Origin of the sequence: Alteromonas portus, from assembly GCF_005117025.1 — a bacterium.
GTDB classification, from domain to species: Bacteria; Pseudomonadota; Gammaproteobacteria; order Enterobacterales; family Alteromonadaceae; genus Alteromonas; species Alteromonas portus.
In genome coordinates, this window is the sequence record NZ_SWCO01000006.1 from 1 (window position 1) to 19,143 (window position 19,143).

The window sequence follows — 19,143 nt, forward strand, 5'->3', positions numbered from 1 at the left end:
TTTTTGCGGAAGTGGTGGAATTGGTAGACACGCTGGATTTAGGTTCCAGTGCTTCACGGCGTGAGAGTTCAAGTCTCTCCTTCCGCACCATATTTAAAGCTCTCACGGGGCTTTTCAAAAAGATATCTATGTCGGTGAGTGGCGCAGCTTGGTAGCGCACTTGTTTTGGGTACAAGGGGTCGCAGGTTCAAATCCTGTCTCACCGACCATTATCTCTTTTCCTACTTGCTTTTCTTTGTTCGATAAATCCATCAAAAACTCGTCTTTTCCCTCATTTGAGCCAACAGTTTCATTATTTGGTCAAAATGCGTTCAAATGGTTGTTACAAACTTGTGTTTGCCTCTCGACTCTTGTGGTATGCGGCTGTATACTACCGCGTCTTTTTTTAACCAGTACGTTTGTTTCAGGTTGGTTTTTTGGCACAAATTCGTGTCCTAACTTTGATGTTATAAACGTCGAATAACGACCTCTACCCCGGAGTGATATGCAAATACTGCATGACGGGAGAGGGGATTGAGAACAAAACGCCTGTAGAGGCGTATAGTTGAGGTAACATAATGCAAGTTTCAGTCGAGACGACCCAGGGTTTAGAACGCCGTCTTACTATCACCGTTCCAGCTGACACGGTTGATTCAGCAGTTAAGTCACGTCTACAGCAATTGGCGAAAACACAACGCATCAACGGCTTCCGTCCAGGTAAAGTTCCTGTAAACGTAATCAAAAAGCGTTTCGGCCAAGCTGTTCGCCAAGAAGTTGCTGGCGATGTTATGCAGCAAAACTTCTACCAAGCAGTGATTCAAGAAAAAATTCAGCCTGCTGGTATGCCGAAGTTTGAACTGACTAAAGACGAAGATGGTCAGGACCTAGAATTCACAGCATCTTTCGAAGTATACCCAGAAGTAGAAGTGAAAGGTGTTAGCGATATCGAAATCGAAAAGCCAGTAGTTGAAATTACTGACAAAGATCTTGATAACATGATGGAAACGCTTCAAAAGCAGCACGCAACTTGGAAAGAAGTTAAGCGTAAAGCGAAGAAAGACGACAAAGTTATCATCGACTTCGTTGGTTCTATCGACGGTGAAGAGTTTGAAGGCGGTAAAGCAGAAGACTTCGCACTTGAGCTAGGCAAAGAGCGCATGATCCCTGGTTTCGAGAAGCCGCTTGTAGGCGCGAAAGCGGGTGAAGAAGTCACTATCGAAGTAACCTTCCCTGAAGACTACCACGCTGAAAACCTAAAAGGTAAAGATGCAGTTTTCCAAACTACAGTTAAGAAAGTAGAAGGTCTAGATCTTCCAAAAGTTGACGAAGAGTTTGCTAAGCTATTTGGTGTTGAAGAAGGCGGTGTAGACGCGCTTAAAGCAGAAGTTCGCAAGAACATGCAGCGTGAACTAAACCAAACGCTTAAAGCTCAGGTAAAAGAAGAAGTAATCGCTAAACTAGTTGAAGCTAACGAGATTGATATTCCTCAAGCGCTTATCGATCAAGAAGTAAACGCACTTCGCGAGCAAGCAAAGCAACGTTTTAGCCAACAAGGCGGCGGTCAGAACCTTCCAGACCTACCTGCTGAATTATTCACTGATAACGCCAAACGTCGCGTATCTATTGGCCTTCTTCTAGGTGAAGTGATCAAGCAAAATGAACTTAAAGCTGATGAAGCTAAAGTTAATGAGATGATCGAAACTGCTGCTTCAGCGTATGAAGATCCGCAGGAAGTTGTTGATTACTACAACAACAACCAAGAGCTTATGCAGCAAATGCAAAACGTTGCACTAGAAGAACAAGCTATTGAGTGGGTTCTTGAGCAAGCAAAAGTTACAGAAGTAACTAAAGCTTTTGACGAGGTTATGAACAAACAGGCGTAATTTTTTACTGTCTGATTGACATTACTTGTCAGCAACTGCTTAAATGCTCGGAGCCTTCCGAGCATTTTTGTTTTTAACGCTAGATAATCAAGGTAGCTATGACTAATACCCCGTTTGACCCAATGAATGCACTTGTTCCTATGGTTGTTGAGCAAACCTCTAAAGGTGAACGCTCTTACGACATCTATTCTCGCCTATTGAAAGAAAACGTAATTTTCTTAGTAGGACAAGTTGAAGATCACATGGCCAACCTCATCGTTGCTCAAATGTTGTTCTTAGAAGCTGAAAATCCAGAAAAAGATATTTTCCTATATATTAACTCTCCCGGTGGTTCTGTTACTGCTGGTATGGCGATTTACGACACAATGAAGTTTATTAAGCCTGACGTGAGCACTGTATGTATGGGACAAGCTGCAAGCATGGGTGCATTTCTACTCTCTGCAGGAGCTAAAGGTAAGCGTTATTGTCTACCTAATTCGCGCGTAATGATTCACCAACCGCTTGGTGGTTTCCAAGGTCAGGCATCTGATTTTGAAATACATGCGAAAGAAATCCTGTCTATTAAAGAGAAGTTGAATCGCCTAATGGCAGACCATACCGGTCAAGACTATGAAAAAGTCGCGCGAGACACAGACCGAGATAACTTCTTGAGTGCAACTGAGGCGAAAGAATATGGCCTTGTTGACCAAGTTTTAGCAAATCGATCTGACGTAGCCGCAACTAAGTAGTATAGTTATAGATGACCCGAGCCAGTGCACAGCACGTTTTTGGTTTTCGGCTCGGGTAAGGCAGAGGCAAAAGTAATGAGTGATAAGCAAAGCGGTGACGGTGATAACAAGCTACTGTACTGTTCGTTTTGTGGCAAAAGCCAACACGAAGTAAGAAAGTTAATAGCAGGCCCGTCGGTATTCATTTGCGACGAGTGTGTTGAGTTATGTAACGATATCATTCGCGAAGAAATTAAGGAAATCGCGCCTAAGCAAAAGCAGGACGCTTTACCTAAACCAAGTGAAATTCATGCTCACCTAGACGATTACGTTATCGGGCAAGAACATGCAAAGAAGGTATTGTCAGTAGCGGTTTATAACCACTACAAGCGTTTGCGTAATGGCGATGTTCACGAAGGCGTAGAACTCGGCAAAAGTAATATTTTGCTAATAGGGCCTACCGGCAGCGGTAAAACACTGCTAGCTGAAACCCTAGCGCGTCTACTCGATGTTCCATTTACCATGGCTGACGCAACCACGCTAACAGAAGCGGGTTATGTAGGTGAAGATGTTGAAAACATCATTCAAAAACTACTGCAGAAGTGTGATTATGACGTTGAGAAAGCGCAGCGCGGTATTGTTTACATAGACGAAATCGATAAGATTTCTCGCAAATCAGACAACCCATCAATCACTCGTGATGTATCGGGTGAAGGTGTTCAGCAAGCACTGCTTAAGTTGATTGAAGGTACGGTTGCGTCTGTTCCTCCGCAAGGTGGGCGTAAGCACCCACAGCAGGAATTCCTGCAGGTTGACACGTCCAAGATATTGTTCATTTGTGGTGGTGCGTTCGCTGGTCTTGACAAAGTCATTGAGCAACGCGCACAAAAAGACACGGGTATTGGATTTGGTGCCACGGTTAAGTCGAAAGATAACAGCAAGCAAATTAGCGAGCTATTCAAGCAAGTTGAGCCTGAAGACTTAGTGAAATATGGTTTGATTCCAGAGTTCATTGGACGTCTACCGGTAGTAACAAGCCTTGAAGAGTTGAATGAAGAAGCGTTAATTCAAATTCTACGCGAGCCTAAGAATGCAATCACCAAGCAATATGGTGCATTGTTCTCGATGGAAGATGTAGAACTAGAGTTCCGCGACGATGCACTTAATGCTATTGCTAAAAAGGCAATGGATCGCAAAACAGGTGCTCGTGGTTTGCGTTCAATTGTTGAAGCTGTTCTGCTTGATACCATGTACGACCTTCCTTCAATGGAAGACGTAAGCAAAGTGGTTATTGATGAAACAGTAATTCGCGGTGAATCAAAGCCTATTTTGATTTACGACAGCAACGAAAAGAAAGCAGCCTCTGAATAAACTTTAGACTGTGAGTAAAAGGCCCTTCGCGGCCTTTTTTGTTTTTAGCGTTAAAACATTAATATTCTTTCATCTTATCTTACCTGCTCGGCTATGCGTTTATCTTAAAGCGGATGATATTTAAGCAGTTGACGGATTACACGCTATCCTTTCTACTAGATTTTTGAGTTTACTGTTGCCATTCGATGCAAAATCGATAATGGTTATATTAAGGTCAATAGGCCCTAGAGCAGGGAAGGTAAGGTTAAGGAATTAACGCACTTTAATAAGTTTCGATTGAACTTTGCTCTTGCATCCCCATATAAAAATGACATTTCAAACTAATTGAGAACAAGTATGACAGTTGAGCGTGAAAATCGCATTGAAATTCCTGTGCTTGCCTTGCGGGACGTGGTTGTTTACCCGCATATGGTCATACCCCTATTTGTTGGGCGTGAGAAATCAATTCGTTGCCTTGAAGCGGCGATGGATAATGACAAACAAATTTTTCTAGTAGCACAAAAAGACGCAGGTGTTGATGAGCCTGAATCAGACGATATCTACACCGTAGGTACTATTGCTACAATTCTTCAACTTCTTAAGCTACCCGACGGTACGGTAAAGGTGCTGGTAGAGGGGAGTGTACGTGGCGAAATTGAGAGCTATAAGCAATCAGATCCTTTCTTTGTGGCAAACGTCGATAAATTAACTGACGAAGACATTGATGAAAGCGAGCAAGAAGTGCTTATTCGCTCTGCCGTTTCCCAATTCGAAGGCTACGTAAAGTTAAATAAAAAAATTCCACCAGAAGTGCTGACGTCACTTAATGGTATTGAAGACGCGGCCCGCTTGGCAGACACCATGGCTGCCCATATGCCACTTAAGCTAACAGAAAAGCAAAAAGTGCTAGAGATGCAGGGCGTAAACGAGCGTCTTGAATATCTGATGGCACTAATGGAAGGCGAAATTGATTTGCTGCAGGTCGAAAAGAAAATTCGTACCCGCGTTAAAAAGCAGATGGAAAAGAGCCAGCGCGAATATTATTTGAATGAGCAAATGAAAGCCATTCAAAAAGAATTGGGTGAACTAGACGACGCACCTGATGAGTTTGAGGCGCTGTCTAAAAAAATAACTGACGCTAAAATGCCTAAAGAGGCTGAAGATAAAGCGAAAGCTGAACTTCAAAAGCTCAAGATGATGTCACCAATGTCAGCCGAAGCTACCGTGCTTCGAAGCTACATTGAGTGGCTTACTAACGTGCCTTGGAACAAGCGCTCGCCGGTTAAGAAAGACCTTTCTCGTGCAGAAGGCGTGCTTAATGAAGACCACTACGGCCTTGAGAAGGTAAAAGAGCGCATTCTTGAGTATTTAGCGGTTCAACAACGTGTTAAAAAGCTAAAAGGCCCTATTCTGTGTCTTGTTGGTCCTCCAGGTGTGGGTAAAACCTCATTAGGTCAGTCGATCGCTAAAGCAACAGGGCGCAAATATGTGCGTATGGCGCTAGGCGGCGTGCGTGACGAAGCTGAAATCCGCGGTCACCGTCGTACTTACATTGGTTCATTGCCAGGTAAGCTAGTGCAAAAAATGGCAAAAGTAGGGGTTAAAAACCCGCTGTTCCTACTTGATGAAATCGATAAGATGTCATCAGACATGCGAGGCGACCCTGCGTCAGCCCTCTTAGAAGTGCTAGACCCAGAACAAAACAACAGCTTCAGTGACCACTACCTAGAAGTGGACTATGACCTGTCAGACGTAATGTTTGTTGCTACTTCAAACAGCATGAATATCCCAGGTCCGTTACTTGACCGTATGGAAGTAATTCGTCTCTCTGGTTACACAGAAGATGAAAAACTTAATATTGCGAAAAACCACTTAATTAGTAAGCAAATGGAGCGCAATGGTCTTAAAGCGAAAGAACTGGAAATTACCGATTCTGCCGTAATTGGTATGATTCGATACTATACCCGCGAAGCCGGGGTGCGTAGCTTAGAGCGTGAAGTATCGAAGGTATGCCGTAAAGCCGTGAAAGATATCTTGCTTAAGAAAAGCAAAGACAAGGTAGTTGTAACGCAGGATAACCTTAAAGATTATCTTGGCGTTCAGCGCTTTGATTACGGTAAAGCCGACAAGGACAACCAAATTGGTCAAGTTACTGGCTTAGCGTGGACACAAGTGGGCGGTGACTTACTAACCATTGAGACTACGTCTGTTCCTGGCAAAGGTAAAATGACCTCTACAGGTTCTTTGGGCGATGTCATGCAAGAGTCTATCAAGGCCGCAATGACAGTGGTGAGAAGTCGTGCAGAGAAACTTCGTATTAATGACGATTTCTATGAGAAACGTGACATTCACGTACACGTACCTGAAGGCGCTACGCCGAAAGATGGTCCGAGTGCTGGTATTGCCATGTGTACAGCTTTGGTATCGTCACTAACTGGTAACCCTGTGAAGTGTGATGTAGCCATGACGGGCGAAATCACTCTTCGCGGTGAAGTGCTAGCGATTGGTGGGCTAAAAGAAAAGCTTCTTGCTGCACACCGTGGTGGCATAAAAACCGTGGTTATTCCTAAAGAAAACGAACGTGATTTGGAAGAAATTCCAGATAACGTGAAGAAAGATTTATCAATTCACCCAGTAAAATGGATTGATGAAGTGCTTGATATTGCTCTTCAAGAGCCTGTTGAAAGCTTTGAAGTGGTTAAAAAATAACTGAATGGCTAGGCTGTATCCCTTTATTTTAAAGGCGTACAGCCACATTTTTTCTATAAATTTGCAATAATTGATTAAAAAATGCGCATTAAGCGAAAGAAAAGCCCATTTTTTTTAAAATAGGGCTTTCATGTCGCAAAAGTTGTGTTACCTTTAAGTGGTATTCGCTTGAAGCCTTGCCACAAAAGGGATTGCAGCGATTCATTTAAAAAGTTAATTATTTGTGACTGAAGCTTGATGTTAACGATCAAGCTTGCTATAACGTCCAAGCAAAATCGTTTTGGATAAACAGTATAATAACAATCGAAGGGGATCTAATTGTGAACAAGTCTCAACTTATCGACCAAATCGCTGCTGGTGCAGACATTTCTAAAGCAGCTGCTGGCCGCGCTCTTGACGCATTCACTGACTCAGTAACTGCGGCGCTTAAAGAAGGCGACCAAGTTGCACTAGTAGGCTTTGGTACTTTCTCAGTTCGCGAACGTTCAGCTCGCAGTGGCCGTAACCCACAAACTGGTGAGACTATTCAGATTTCAGCAGCGAAAGTTCCATCTTTCAAAGCTGGTAAAGCACTGAAAGACGCTTGTAACTAAGCAAAAAAATTATAGAAAAAGGCGATGGCTAGTCCATCGCCTTTTTTATTTCTAAAACAAAGAATTCAATATTGGGGTCAGAGTAACGACTCTGACCCCAATATTTATAGAGTAGAAATAACCCGTTGAGGCATGCCGAGTTTTTTTCATGCCTACACAATGTCTGAACTTAACGAAAGACAGTACAAATAGTGTGTTTTGGTCGTTTATATTCGGCAGCATTGGGTTATAATCAGCGCTTATTTTACCTCGCACCCACTGATTTGTGATGGTCTGAGGTAACTGTAGTAAGCAACGGAGTTGAAGAACAATCATGCTAGAAAGAATCAGAGAAGGTTCTCAAGGCCCTTGGGCGATGGCGATTATTGCGCTAATCGTTTTAAGTTTCGTATTCGCAGGTGTAGGTAGTTACCTAACATCGTCAGGTACTACAGCAGTAGCTACTGTAAACGGCGAAGAAATTTCGGCACAAGAACTAGAACGTGCATACCAAAATCAGCGTGCACAAATGGAGTCACAATACGGCGAAAGCATCGCGCAGCTTTTCTCTAGTGAACAATATCTTGCAGATTTTAGAAGAAATGTACTGGACAGACTGATTGCTGAAAAACTAATTCAGCAACAAGCGACGGACATGGGTTTGCGTGTAAGTGACGAGCAAATTCGCGAGACTATCGTACAAATGCCTGAGTTCCAGTTTGGTGGTCAGTTCGACAACGAGCGTTTCCAGGCCATTCTTCGTCAGAACGGTTTTCAGGTGGCCGACTTCCGTGACTACCTTCGTGTTCAAATGACACAGAACCAATTGGCGGCTGCACTAACAAATTCATCGTTTGCTTTAGACGGTGAAGTACAGCAGGCAAATGCACTACAGCGTCAAACTCGCGATGCGAAATACATATTAGTAAGCTCTGACGAATTTGCTGGTTCTACTGAAGTAACAGAAGCGGATGTTGAAGCTTTTTATAATAACAACATTGCCTCTTTCGATACTGAAGAGCAGGTAAAGCTTGCCTATGTGAAACTAAGTGTTGAAGACTTAAAAGGTCGCGTTTCTGTTGATGAAGAAGCGGTGCGCACTTACTACGAAAATAATCTGGGAAGCTACGGTAAAGAAGAAGAGCGCCGTGTTTCTCATATTCTTATCGAAGCTGGCGATGATGCCGATGCTGCAAAAGCAAAAGCAGAATCATTAAAAGCAGAACTCGATAACGGTGCAGACTTTGCTGCCCTTGCAGAAGCAAATTCTGACGACACATTCTCTGCTGAAATCGGTGGTGATTTAGATTTTATTACGCCAGAAATGATGGACCCAGCGTTTGATGAAGCTGCTTTTGCTTTAGAAAATGTTGGCGATGTATCTGACGTAGTTGAAACCGAGTTTGGTTTTCACATCATCAAGTTAACAGATTTAAAAGAAGCACAAGTTAAGTCTTTCGATGAAGTAGCCGGTGAAATTCGCGATACGCTTCTTTATGACGCAGCGATGGAGAAGTACTTCGAGCTACAAAATACGCTAGCCGAGATTGCGTTTGAAGTACCAGATACACTAGAAGATGCAGCGAACGCGGTTGATTTACCAGTGCAGGAGTCAGTGCTATTTAGTCGTAACACGGCACCTGCTGAGCTAAGCTACCCAGGTCTACTAGACGTTGCTTTCTCTTCTGAGCTTGTTGATGAAGGTCTTAATAGCGATATCATCGAAATTGACGACGAAACAGTAGTTGTTGCACGAGTAGTTGAACACCAACCACAACGTACTCAATCACTTGATGAAGTGCGCGAAGGCATCGAAGCGTCTGTAAAAGCAGAAAAATCAAGAGAGGCGGCTGAAGCTTGGGCGTTTGATATCGCACAAAAAGTACGTGCCGGAGAGAGCGTTGAAAATGAGCTAGCTGAAAAGTCTGTGACTTGGGAAACGGCAGCTGCTGTTCCAAGAGCAGGCGGTACACTTGCACGCGCATTAGTTGACACGCTTTTCTCTCTTGCCCTTGAAGGCGAAGACAAAGTTGATGTTGCAACAACGGTAAACGGTGACGTTGCTGTTGTTATGCTTGAAAACGTTAATGCAGCACCAGAGCTTGAAAATGAATTGGGTGAAAGCCTGAAGCAGCGTCTTGCCCAGGTACAAGGCCAGCGCGTTTATCAACAATATATTGATGCGCTTCGCGCAAACGCAGAAGTGACTATCTCACAAACATTATAAGCACTACTGCAAAAAAGCTGTCGTTGCGACTAGCAGTGACACCATTAAATACTAAAAAGCCAGCCTCTTTCATAGATGCTGGCTTTTTTTTATACAACAAAGTGATTAGATGTTTGTTTGAAGTGCGTTAGTTCGTTAAGAACAGCATCAGTGTATAAAATGCCGCAATGACACCAGACAACACGAATATGTAAAGAAACCCTTGTTTGCCTTGTTCCAGAGTATATTTATTGGCTTGTAAATAGCCAAACCAGAGTAGTGACAAAATAAGAGGTATTAAAACAATGATTTTTAACACAGCAATGCCTTTATGTAAGTTATGTTCTAGTTATGACAACGCGTGTTGATTTAGACAAATCTTAACGAGCCAGTCCCAGTTGCTATAGCAACCATTGTTGCCTTCCTCGCCGCCACCCTTTTGCATTATAAGTTTCAAGCTACTTAACCTGCTGTAATGGCATTGTCGTAAATCTGTTATTAGCGTGTCACTTTACATTTGTGTAATAGACCCATATTTCATAAAGGTTTTTTACGCATGTCAATCCATCCTTTAACTATAGCGCCAGCTCGCAGTATTCATTTTGCCGAAGTGCTAATGGCAAGAGCGTCGATTACCCCAAAGGACGCGGGTTGCCAAAGTTACCTGATGTACAAGCTCGAAAAACTTGGTTTTTCCTGTGAAAATCACACAATTAATGGTGTGAGTAACCTCGTCGCTAGATGGGGGCAGGGCCCGAATCATTTTGCATTTAGCGGCCATACTGATGTTGTGCCCCCAGGCCCACTTGATAAGTGGAAGTCACCGCCATTTAGCCCTGTAATTAGCCAAAATAAACTATATGGACGTGGTGCTGCTGATATGAAAACAGGTATCGCTGCCATGCTCGCGGCAACAGAGCGCACCATTGATTTTCTAGATGGCAGTAAAGTTTCTTTCTGGTGGCTAATCACCAGTGATGAAGAAGGGGAAGCTGAGTGGGGCTCTAAATGGATAGCTGAATATTTAGCATCTAAAAATATTAAGCTTGATATGTGCCTAGTAGGTGAACCTTCTGCATCTGCAACAACCGGCGATACTATCAAGATTGGCCGCAGGGGCTCACTTTCAGGCACTATTCATATTACAGGAAAGCAAGGCCATGTGGCCTACCCAAAGACAGCGGTGAATGCTATTCATAAAGCAAGTAACGTGATTAACGCGTTAACACAGCACCCGTTTGATAAGGGGAGTGATGACTTTCCTGGCACCACGCTTCAAATAACACACATGGATACGGGAAGCTTCACCGATAACATAGTGCCCAGTGCCGTTCGTGTAGAGTTTAATGTTAGATATTCATGGCAGTTTGACCAGAAAGGTTTATCAACATTGCTACGCAGTATTATCAATAGCGTTGATCCAGAAGCCCAAGTGAGCTTTTCAAGACCCTGTGAAGCTTACTTAAGCAAACCCAAGAGCAATGCAGAGCACTGCTTAATTGCTTGTGTAGAAAAGGCGATAAAAGGCGCCACAGGTCGTTATCCTGTGGTCAGCACATCTGGTGGTACTTCAGATGGGCGCTTTTTTGCAAGTGAGCACACACAAGTGGTTGAAGTAGGTGTGCCAAATACCACCATTCATCAAATAAACGAGCATATTCATGTGTCTGACTTGCTTACCCTTGAAGATATCTATACCGATATTCTTAAATGTGTTGGCGGTCGATAATAACTTCTGATATTCCCTTTTTTCGGAAAGAAGCAAATTAGAAAAAAGAAGAATGGAAAGCACTAGCGTTGAAGAAAGGAGCGTTTATCAGACGCTCCCTCTTGCTTAGGCTGTGGCTTTAAGCTGAATGTCGGTTAGGTAGCGCTTACGCTTTTTCTCGGTAAGCGTTTGCATATCAACCACTACTAAACCATCAATACAGTCGTTAAAATCTGGGTCTACATTAAAACCTAAAAACGCCACCCCGCCGTCTTTAGCTACTTCAGAGTATTGCTTGTACAGTGTTGGTACGTTTACGCCCATGTTAGCGAGTAAGTGCTTCAACTGCGTGAATTCAGCCTTGTAATCATTCCCTGTAAACTGATGCAGGGCATCGTTCGTCATTTGATAAGGACGCTTACAAGTCGCTTCGCCAAACTTGGCAGGAAAATAGGTAGAATAGAATTGTACCAATAAATCTTTAGCGGGTTCAGGATAGGCGTTACTGAGTGACACCGCACCGAAAAGATAGCGATACTTTGGATAGCGGCTTAAAAATGCCCCAATACCAAACCACAAATAATCTAAGCTGCGTTTTCCCCAGTAGCGAGGCTGTACAAAGCTTCGCCCCAACTCTAAGCCTTCCTTGAAAAGTTTATCGTTGTTCTTTCCGTAATTAAATAACGTGGCAGAGTAGAGCCCGGTAGGATGATCTTGCGCTGTCAGAAGTTCAGCATCGCCAAAGCGATAGGCGCCTACAATTTCCAAATCGTTGTCATCCCAAAGCACAAGGTGATAATAGTGGGAATCGTACTGATCGATGTCTCTACGTTTATTAGTGCCTTCGCCCACAGCTCGAAACGCCACCTCACGCAGGCGGCCAATCTCTCGCATTATCGGTGAGCAGCTTTTGTGTTGGTAAAGGTAAATAGACTTTCCGTCGCCAGTTTCACCTAAATGTTCGCAATCTCGCATAGCGCGGGCCAGTTCTTTTCTGTCTTCTGGCATGGCAATGGAAGCCTGTGTTTCAAATACGCCTTTTTTGTTGCTGCCAATGCGATACAAGTGGCGCTTAAACAGCTTTACTTGTTCTTTTAGCGGTATATTGGTTTGTTGGTATGCCTCAAATGGGATAAGTTCACCAATGCGCATTGGTAAGTGCTTTTTGCGCTGCTTGAACATTTCTTTTACCAGCAGTGCGGTAGCCAATGGTTTGTATACCATGGACACGCCGTAAAAAAGCGGGCTATTTTTAGCATCAATATAGACGGGTAAAATTGGCGACTTTGCCTGCCTTGCAATGCGTAAAAAACCAGTGTGCCAACGTGTGTCGCGCACACCTTGTGGCCGTAATCGAGAGACTTCTCCAGCGGGGAAAATTAATATGGCGCCATCGCTGTTAAGGTGTTTTTGAATTGCCGACAAATGCTGTTTCGGCGTGCCTCCCTGCATGTTGTTTACAGGTAACAGCATATCGTGAAGCGGTTCAATGGCCATAAGCATTTCATTAGCAACCACCTTTAAGTCGTGACGTACTTCACTAACTAGCTTTATAAGCGCAAGAGCATCGAGTGATCCAATAGGGTGATTCGCAATGATCACCACTCTCCCTTCACTTGGAATACGTTCTTTTTCTACATCGCGGGTGGAGTAGCTGATATTGAAATATTCCAGTACTTGCTCTACGAAATCGATGTCCTCATAGTGTGGATAGGTTTCACCAAATTCGGTAATTTCACGTTCATGGAGTAGGTGCCTTAAAACGAAAGACAGCGACTTAAATAGAATGGGGTTGTTCGCTACTTGAGGGTAATGCTTGTTCAGTACGTCGTTTACAGTAAACATAGAACCTGTTTCTCTTCCGGTTTTGGCGAACAATAGCAGGGCAATGTGACGTTTTTCACACAGTTTCATGGCAGTTATTTGACAGTGTTAAAATATTGTAACTAAGGTCTGTTGGCTTCGATGTGCAGCAGGTTCGATGTACAGCAGGTTCGATGGGGCATCGTCTTTACAGATGGGATTGAAATAAACTTGTCTGTTGCTAAATAGAAGAGGTCAGGGGCTGTTATAGCCCCTTTTTGTGCAATTCTATTATGCTGCTTTAGAGCGAGAGGTTTTGGTCGTTATAGACGTTACGCTAGCAGACTCTAGTGAATCAAGGTAATGGATTAGTGAGAGATTACCGTTCATGTCTTCACTCAATGCACTGCAGTTCTCTATCCAGTCACCATCGTTAATATAGTGAATACCGTTTTCAAAACTGCTTTCAGGATGGTGAATATGGCCACACACTACACCATCAAGTCCCATTTCATCGGCGCGCCTACAGCATGCCTCTCGATAACGAGCAATGGCTTCATTCGCACCCTTAATGTGCTTTTTAATATAGCCTGCAAGTGACCAGTATTCGCGCTTGCGCCAGGCGCGTAGGCGATTAAACTCTCTATTTAGAAAAAGCAAAAGGTCGTAACCTTTATCGCCAATCCATGCATGGAATTTGCCCATAGTCACATCGCCATCGAACTGATCGCCATGTAAGACTAAATAACGCTTCCCTTGTGCGGTGGTGTGAACCAACTCTCGCTCTATTTCTATATCACCGAAGGCCATACCAGAATAAGACTGAATTGGCTCATCGTGGTTTCCGGGCAGGTACACCACACGGGTGCCTTCCTGACTCATTTGCATGAATTTATGCATGACTTGATTGTGCGCCTTTGGCCAGCGAAATTGTTTGGACATTTGCCACATATCAACAATATCACCCACCAAATAGAGGGTATCTACGGTTATGCTATCCAGAAAGGAAAGTAAGTATTCAGCTTTGCAGTCGCGATTTCCCAAATGGATATCTGAAAGCCAAAGCGTACGATAGTGTGTCTTTTTCATAGCGGTTTTCCAAAGCGATGCCTTGGACCATCACTATAGGTTTGCAAATTGACACTACCGTGACGCTTGCTTGACCATTGTGTTACAGCAACATAAATACGCGCTATAACTCCAACTTATTCGCCACTTCTAAAAGCTTATCCCGCATCCATACATTCACTAAATCCTCATCAGCGTGTCTGTGCCAGTACATGTGCACGGGGAGTGGGGGGACGTCAAATGGAAGGGGCAGAATTTCGATATCGAATTTATTACTGAATTGTTGGGCGAATCGCGTTGGCATGGTCAGCAAAAGATCGCATTGGCTAACCACGTTAACAGCGGCAAAGTAGTGTTCACACTGCAATGCGATGTTGCGATGTAAATTGTGCTGAGCAAGGGCTAGATCTACTGTATCTAATTTTGAGTCTTTTAAAGACACAAGCGCATGCTGTGCAACTGAGTAGTTTTTAATACTGGGGCTTTCTACGTAGCTATTGCTAGGCGCGCATACCACGACAAACGTTTCTTCGCAGATAAACTGAGAGCAAATGTCACGGCTGGTTGGAACTAACGCGTCAATTACGATATCAAGCTCTTTAGCGGCTAGTGCGGGAGCAAGCTCGGGCCAGGTAACCTGCCTGCTATTCACCGTGATATTAGGAGTATGTTTAACAAGCTCAGGAATAAGTACCGGAAAAAATATAGATTCTAAAATATCTCGTAAACCAAGGTTCATCTGACGAGGTTTATCACTTATATCAAAGCTCACTTCGCCTTTTAACGTGCTTTCAAGGGTTTCTATTGATTTCACAACCGATGTAATAATGCCTTGGCAAAATGGGGTAGGCACGACTTGTCGCCCATGACGAATAAACAGCGGGTCATCAAATTTCTCTCGCAGGCGACCTAAGGCATGACTCACTGCAGGCTGAGTAATATGCAGTGCGTTGGCGGCTTTTGTAATGCTGCCGTGCTCGTAGACCGCGCGTAGCACAACAAATAAATTTAGGTCTAATTTTCCATGCATATTATTTATGGGTTTCCATAATAAGGCATCATTTTTATTTATTGTTAAACAGGGTACACTGGCTTAAATGTTAATAAAAGGTTTCTTTTGTAAGGGGCGTGTGCATGCAGGCATCTGTACTTACCGAGGTGTTGTTACCTCTCGCTTTGGCATTTGTTATGTTTGGTATGGGGCTAACGCTAACTCTTGCTGACTTTGCCCGGCTACTTAAAGCACCTAGAGCAGTGGTAACGGGTTTTGTAGGGCAAATTATAGTGCTGCCTTTGTTGGCGCTAGGACTATGTTTTGCTTTTAGTCTACCCGATTATATTGCGGTTGGCGTTATGGTTTTAGCGGCATGCCCAGGCGGCACGACCAGTAATTTAATCAGTCACATTGCAAAAGCAAATCTAGCCCTTTCAGTAAGCTTAACCGCTATCTCTACTATTGCTTGTGTATTTACAACGCCGTTTATTATTCAATTCGCTATTGATTATTTTGTCAAAGAAAACGCGCCAGACTTTTCTATTATCCAAACCGTGATAGGACTCGTCGGTGTATCGATTTTACCGGTCATTTTAGGTATGACAATTCGCCGCTTTAATAGAGCTTTCGCCACTAAAACTGAGCATTTCTTTCGGCAATTTTCCATGTACTTCATGTTGCTCATGATAGTGGGCGTGCTGGTTTCAGAAAGAAACAATTTAGCCGCGTCCTTTGAAAGCGCGTTTTTGGTTTGCTTAACGTTAAACTTATCATCGGTATTGTTAGGGCTCGGGCTTGCTAAGCTATCAAACCTAGCATTTAAAGACTCTCTCACGCTGGCTATTGAAATAGGCGTGCAAAACGCAGCACTTGCAATGCTGATATGCATAACCTTTTTAAATGCGCCTGATTACGCGATCGCACCTGGTGTATACGGCATAGCGATGTACATTGGGCCCGCACTATTGGCCCTGTGGGCAAAACGAAAAATGCGTAACGAACAACTTTCAGTGCCATTGTAAAAGATAGAATTAGTTTGATTAGTTAGTTGAGTTGGCCAACTCTAGAGCGCAATTAATTATTGATAAAGCGGTGAATACTGAAAGAGCAACTAAACATAAACGCCGACACAAAAATAGTGAAACAAAAATAGTTAGGAAACACAACATGCGCGTATTAATTACCGGTGGCGCTACTGGCTTAGGTCAGGCCATTGCCCTTAAGTGGGCCGAAAAGTGGGCAAGCAAAGAAGATGAGATAGCTATTTGTATTGCCGACATTAACCAAGAAAGAGGCGATGAAACGGTAAATACGCTAATTGCCCAAGGTGCGAATGCTTTCTACATACACTGCGATATAACCACTAACAGTGATGTTCAAACGTTAGCGAACACCTTGGAAACTCGCTGGGGCGGCGTTGACTACGTATTTAATAATGCAGGTGTCGCTACGGGTGGTAGCCTTCTGGATGAGGACATTGAGCAGTGGCAGTGGGTGTTTGATATTAACCTGTTAGGCATGGTGAGAGTCAGTCGTGCACTTTTACCGTTAATGCGAGAGCATGGCGGTGGCTATTTCATAAATATTGCATCACAAGCAGGGCTAACGCCTATTCCTTATATGGGAAGTTATAACGCGGTTAAAGCCGCTGTGGTGTCGTTTTCTGAAACTATGAAGCTGGAATTAGCGCCTGACAATATTGACGTTAGTGTAGTTTGTCCAAGCTTCTTTAAAACGAATTTAGATGAGTCGATGCGTAGCAGCAACGCTGCGTCGCACAAGATGCTTAATAAATTCTTTGCCAAAGCAGACATGACGAAAGAAGAAGTGGCCGAGTCCATATTTCAGCAAGTCGATAAAAAGCAGTTTCTTATTCTTACCCATAAACTGGGTAAACGCGCTTTCCTGTTAAAGAAGCTGCTGCCAACCCAGCGTTATATAAAAAATATGCTCAATCAAACGAAGATGATGAAGCGTGCAATGGAAAAGCAAATTTAAAGCAAAATTAGGTAAAACGGAAACGCGTTCACCTGTGTTTGTCGCCAAGCTATCTGAAGATAATTGTCGAGCTGCTCTTGTACAGGCACAAACAGAAGTATCTTCTAGCCAAAGATTGTGAGTAAGCACTTTGAATAGGCCCTTTGAAACAGAATTACAAGAAGAATGAGATATGCAACAACAGGTCGTAGATAAAGCCGATAGCGTGCGTGCGGGCGAAGAGTTAGACGTCAGCGCTGTGCACAACTGGCTTAAGGAAAATATTATTGCCTCCAGTCCATCATTATCAGCTGCTATACAAAGCAGCGATAGTTTGCCTCAAGTCACCCAGTATTCTGGGGGCGCGTCTAATTGGACGTACTGCCTGGACTATCAAAGCCACGATCAAAATCAGGGCGAGCAAACGTCATTAATTTTGCGTCGGGCACCGGCAGGTACTAAAGCTAAAGGTGCTCACGATATGGGGCGGGAGTTTCGATTACAGCATGCGTTAAAGCCTGTTTATCGCTATGTGCCAGAGATGCTTGGACTTTGTGAAGACGAGAGCGTTATAGGCACAGAGTTTTACGTAATGGAGAAGTTTACCGGCGTGATACCACGTAAGAACTTACCCAAAGGCTTAACCACGTCTGCGCAGCAAACCAAACAGCTCTGCACTAATGTACTTGATAGCTTAATCGAGCTTCATAAAGTGGATTATAAAAAAGCGGGGCTCGAGCACTTAGGTAAAGGTGCTGGATACATAGAACGCCAAATAAGCGGGTGGAGCGAACGCTATAGTAAAGCAAAAACCTGGAATGTCCCCTCGGGTAAAAAAATAATGCGCTGGCTAGAAAACCACATGCCCGCTAATGAACGCATTTGTATTACTCACAATGACTTCCGATTCGACAACGTGGTGTTAAAGCCAGACAACTATACGCAAATTATCGGTGTGTTGGACTGGGAACTGGCGACCTTAGGCGACCCGCTTATGGACTTGGGTAATACCTTGGCGTATTGGGTACAAGCTGATGATGACTTTTTGGCCCAATCAACGCGACGCCAGCCTACTCACTTACCCGGTATGCTAACTCGAAAGCAGGTGGTTGCGTACTACTGCAAAGAGATGGAAATAGATGTAGATGATTTTACCTTTTACGAGGTTTACGGACTTTTCCGTTTAGCCGGTATTGCCCAGCAAATCTACTATCGCTATCACCACAAGCAAACTAATAACCCAGCATTCAAAAACTTTTGGATCTTTATTCATTACTTAATGTGGCGTTGTAATAAGGCCATCAAAGCATCAGGAAAACGATAATGACAACAAGACGCAATATTCTGATCACAGGCGCAAGTTCAGGCCTAGGCAAGGGAATGGCGATTGAGTTTGCCAAACAGGGGTGTAACTTAGCCTTATGCGCAAGGCGCTTTGAGAACCTAGAAAAACTGAAAGAAGAACTATTTTCAATTAATCCAAACATTGACGTGTATATTCGCTCGCTGGATGTAAACGATCACGATGCGGTGTTTGAAGTATTCGACGCATTCAAAGCCGACATGGGGACCCTTGATAGAGTCATTGTGAACGCAGGAATGGGCAAGGGCGCGTCTATTGGAACAGGGTATTTCCACGCTAATAAGCAAACGGCGGTGACTAATTTTGTGTCGGCGCTAGCACAATGTGAAGCGGCAATGACTATCTTTAGGGCGCAAAATAGTGGTCATCTTGTGACGATTTCATCTATAAGCGCGGTGCGCGGCTTTAGGCGCGCCATGACTGTATACGCAGCAACAAAAGCAGGGCTTACATCAATGACCGAAGGCATTCGAATGGATGTAATGAATACGCCAATTAACGTCACCTGTATTCACCCCGGTTTTATTCGCAGCGAAATAAACGAAAAAGTAGAGAAAGTACCGTTTATTGTTGATACCGATGTGGGCTGTCGCGCGATGGTCAATGCAATCAATAAAGAAAAAGCGAATGCGTTTGTGCCAAGCTGGCCTTGGGCCATCCTTCACTGGATCATGCGTATTGCACCGGCAAACTCAATAAGAAAAATGAGCTGATAAGCGGATAGCTGGGATGTGAACACACCGCAAAGATTGTAACAGAGCTCGCCTAGTGGTGGGCTTTATGCCTTTAAGTCTAAATTTGAAATCAGTAACCCATGCTAATTA

Annotated in this window: 14 protein-coding genes and 2 tRNA genes; 13 read left to right on the top strand and 3 right to left on the bottom strand. The window is 43.7% G+C overall.

Features of this window, described 5'->3' with window-relative positions; all coding sequences use genetic code 11:
• Positions 1–5: 5 nt before the first annotated feature.
• The 9 genes from E5672_RS11205 (at position 6) to dapE (ending at position 11,135) form a co-directional block, all read left to right on the top strand.
• A tRNA-Leu gene (locus E5672_RS11205) sits at positions 6–90 on the top strand.
• Between the two features lie 42 nt (positions 91–132).
• Positions 133–209, top strand: a tRNA-Pro gene (locus E5672_RS11210).
• 348 nt (positions 210–557) lie between these two features.
• Entirely contained in the window at positions 558–1,862 is a 1,305-nt protein-coding gene (gene tig, locus E5672_RS11215) for a trigger factor (protein ID WP_136782286.1), read from the top strand.
• A gap of 98 nt (positions 1,863–1,960) precedes the next feature.
• Entirely contained in the window at positions 1,961–2,590 is a 630-nt protein-coding gene (gene clpP / locus E5672_RS11220; RefSeq protein ID WP_014950147.1) for an ATP-dependent Clp endopeptidase proteolytic subunit ClpP, read from the top strand.
• 75 nt (positions 2,591–2,665) lie between these two features.
• On the top strand, positions 2,666–3,940 hold the full coding sequence (gene clpX / locus E5672_RS11225; RefSeq protein WP_014950146.1) for an ATP-dependent protease ATP-binding subunit ClpX: 1,275 nt from the start codon (positions 2,666–2,668) through the stop codon (positions 3,938–3,940).
• A 336-nt stretch (positions 3,941–4,276) separates the two neighbouring features.
• Entirely contained in the window at positions 4,277–6,628 is a 2,352-nt protein-coding gene (gene lon / locus E5672_RS11230; protein WP_136782287.1) for an endopeptidase La, read from the top strand.
• A 320-nt stretch (positions 6,629–6,948) separates the two neighbouring features.
• On the top strand, positions 6,949–7,221 hold the full coding sequence (gene hupB / locus E5672_RS11235) for a nucleoid-associated protein HU-beta (protein ID WP_044057587.1): 273 nt from the start codon (positions 6,949–6,951) through the stop codon (positions 7,219–7,221).
• Between the two features lie 313 nt (positions 7,222–7,534).
• Positions 7,535–9,427 carry a SurA N-terminal domain-containing protein gene (locus E5672_RS11240; protein ID WP_136782288.1) on the top strand — a complete coding sequence of 631 codons (1,893 nt, stop codon included), beginning with the start codon at positions 7,535–7,537 and terminating at the stop codon, positions 9,425–9,427.
• Between the two features lie 535 nt (positions 9,428–9,962).
• A complete protein-coding gene (dapE, locus tag E5672_RS11245; RefSeq protein ID WP_136782289.1) occupies positions 9,963–11,135 on the top strand; it encodes a succinyl-diaminopimelate desuccinylase in 1,173 nt (390 codons plus the stop codon).
• Positions 11,136–11,240: 105 nt separating this feature from the next.
• On the opposite strand, the gene olsF is transcribed toward dapE, so the two are convergent.
• The 3 genes from olsF to E5672_RS11260 form a co-directional block, all read right to left on the bottom strand.
• The gene (olsF, locus tag E5672_RS11250; protein ID WP_136782350.1) at positions 11,241–12,959 is read right to left on the bottom strand and encodes a bifunctional ornithine lipid synthase OlsF; all 1,719 of its coding nucleotides are present in this window, start codon (positions 12,957–12,959) and stop codon (positions 11,241–11,243) included.
• 249 nt (positions 12,960–13,208) lie between these two features.
• Complete coding sequence (locus tag E5672_RS11255) at positions 13,209–14,006, bottom strand: UDP-2,3-diacylglucosamine diphosphatase (protein WP_136782290.1); 798 nt, start codon at positions 14,004–14,006, stop codon at positions 13,209–13,211.
• Between the two features lie 103 nt (positions 14,007–14,109).
• Entirely contained in the window at positions 14,110–15,015 is a 906-nt protein-coding gene (locus tag E5672_RS11260; protein ID WP_136782291.1) for a LysR family transcriptional regulator, read from the bottom strand.
• Positions 15,016–15,119: 104 nt separating this feature from the next.
• Between E5672_RS11260 and E5672_RS11265 the strand changes: the two genes are divergently transcribed.
• The 4 genes from E5672_RS11265 to E5672_RS11280 all read left to right on the top strand — a co-directional run bounded on the left by E5672_RS11265 (position 15,120) and on the right by E5672_RS11280 (position 19,032).
• A complete protein-coding gene (locus tag E5672_RS11265) occupies positions 15,120–16,001 on the top strand; it encodes a bile acid:sodium symporter family protein (protein WP_136782292.1) in 882 nt (293 codons plus the stop codon).
• Positions 16,002–16,146: 145 nt separating this feature from the next.
• Entirely contained in the window at positions 16,147–16,977 is an 831-nt protein-coding gene (locus E5672_RS11270) for an SDR family oxidoreductase (RefSeq protein WP_136782293.1), read from the top strand.
• Positions 16,978–17,149: 172 nt separating this feature from the next.
• Positions 17,150–18,280, top strand: coding sequence for a phosphotransferase family protein (locus tag E5672_RS11275; RefSeq protein ID WP_136782294.1), 1,131 nt, complete (start codon positions 17,150–17,152; stop codon positions 18,278–18,280).
• Positions 18,280–19,032, top strand: a complete 753-nt coding sequence (locus E5672_RS11280; RefSeq protein WP_136782295.1) for an SDR family oxidoreductase — start codon at positions 18,280–18,282, stop codon at positions 19,030–19,032. Before E5672_RS11275 ends, E5672_RS11280 begins: the two co-directional genes overlap by 1 nt.
• Positions 19,033–19,143: the final 111 nt, after the last annotated feature.

Coding starts and splice junctions, on each gene's coding strand:
- E5672_RS11275 (WP_136782294.1), top strand. CDS start 17,150: ATGCAACAACAGGTCGTAGATAAAGCCGATAGCGTGCGTGCGGGCGAA.
- clpX (WP_014950146.1), top strand. CDS start 2,666: ATGAGTGATAAGCAAAGCGGTGACGGTGATAACAAGCTACTGTACTGT.
- olsF (WP_136782350.1), bottom strand. CDS start 12,959: ATGTTTACTGTAAACGACGTACTGAACAAGCATTACCCTCAAGTAGCG.
- E5672_RS11260 (WP_136782291.1), bottom strand. CDS start 15,015: ATGCATGGAAAATTAGACCTAAATTTATTTGTTGTGCTACGCGCGGTC.
- tig (WP_136782286.1), top strand. CDS start 558: ATGCAAGTTTCAGTCGAGACGACCCAGGGTTTAGAACGCCGTCTTACT.
- dapE (WP_136782289.1), top strand. CDS start 9,963: ATGTCAATCCATCCTTTAACTATAGCGCCAGCTCGCAGTATTCATTTT.
- E5672_RS11265 (WP_136782292.1), top strand. CDS start 15,120: ATGCAGGCATCTGTACTTACCGAGGTGTTGTTACCTCTCGCTTTGGCA.
- E5672_RS11280 (WP_136782295.1), top strand. CDS start 18,280: ATGACAACAAGACGCAATATTCTGATCACAGGCGCAAGTTCAGGCCTA.
- E5672_RS11270 (WP_136782293.1), top strand. CDS start 16,147: ATGCGCGTATTAATTACCGGTGGCGCTACTGGCTTAGGTCAGGCCATT.
- lon (WP_136782287.1), top strand. CDS start 4,277: ATGACAGTTGAGCGTGAAAATCGCATTGAAATTCCTGTGCTTGCCTTG.
- clpP (WP_014950147.1), top strand. CDS start 1,961: ATGACTAATACCCCGTTTGACCCAATGAATGCACTTGTTCCTATGGTT.
- E5672_RS11255 (WP_136782290.1), bottom strand. CDS start 14,006: ATGAAAAAGACACACTATCGTACGCTTTGGCTTTCAGATATCCATTTG.
- E5672_RS11240 (WP_136782288.1), top strand. CDS start 7,535: ATGCTAGAAAGAATCAGAGAAGGTTCTCAAGGCCCTTGGGCGATGGCG.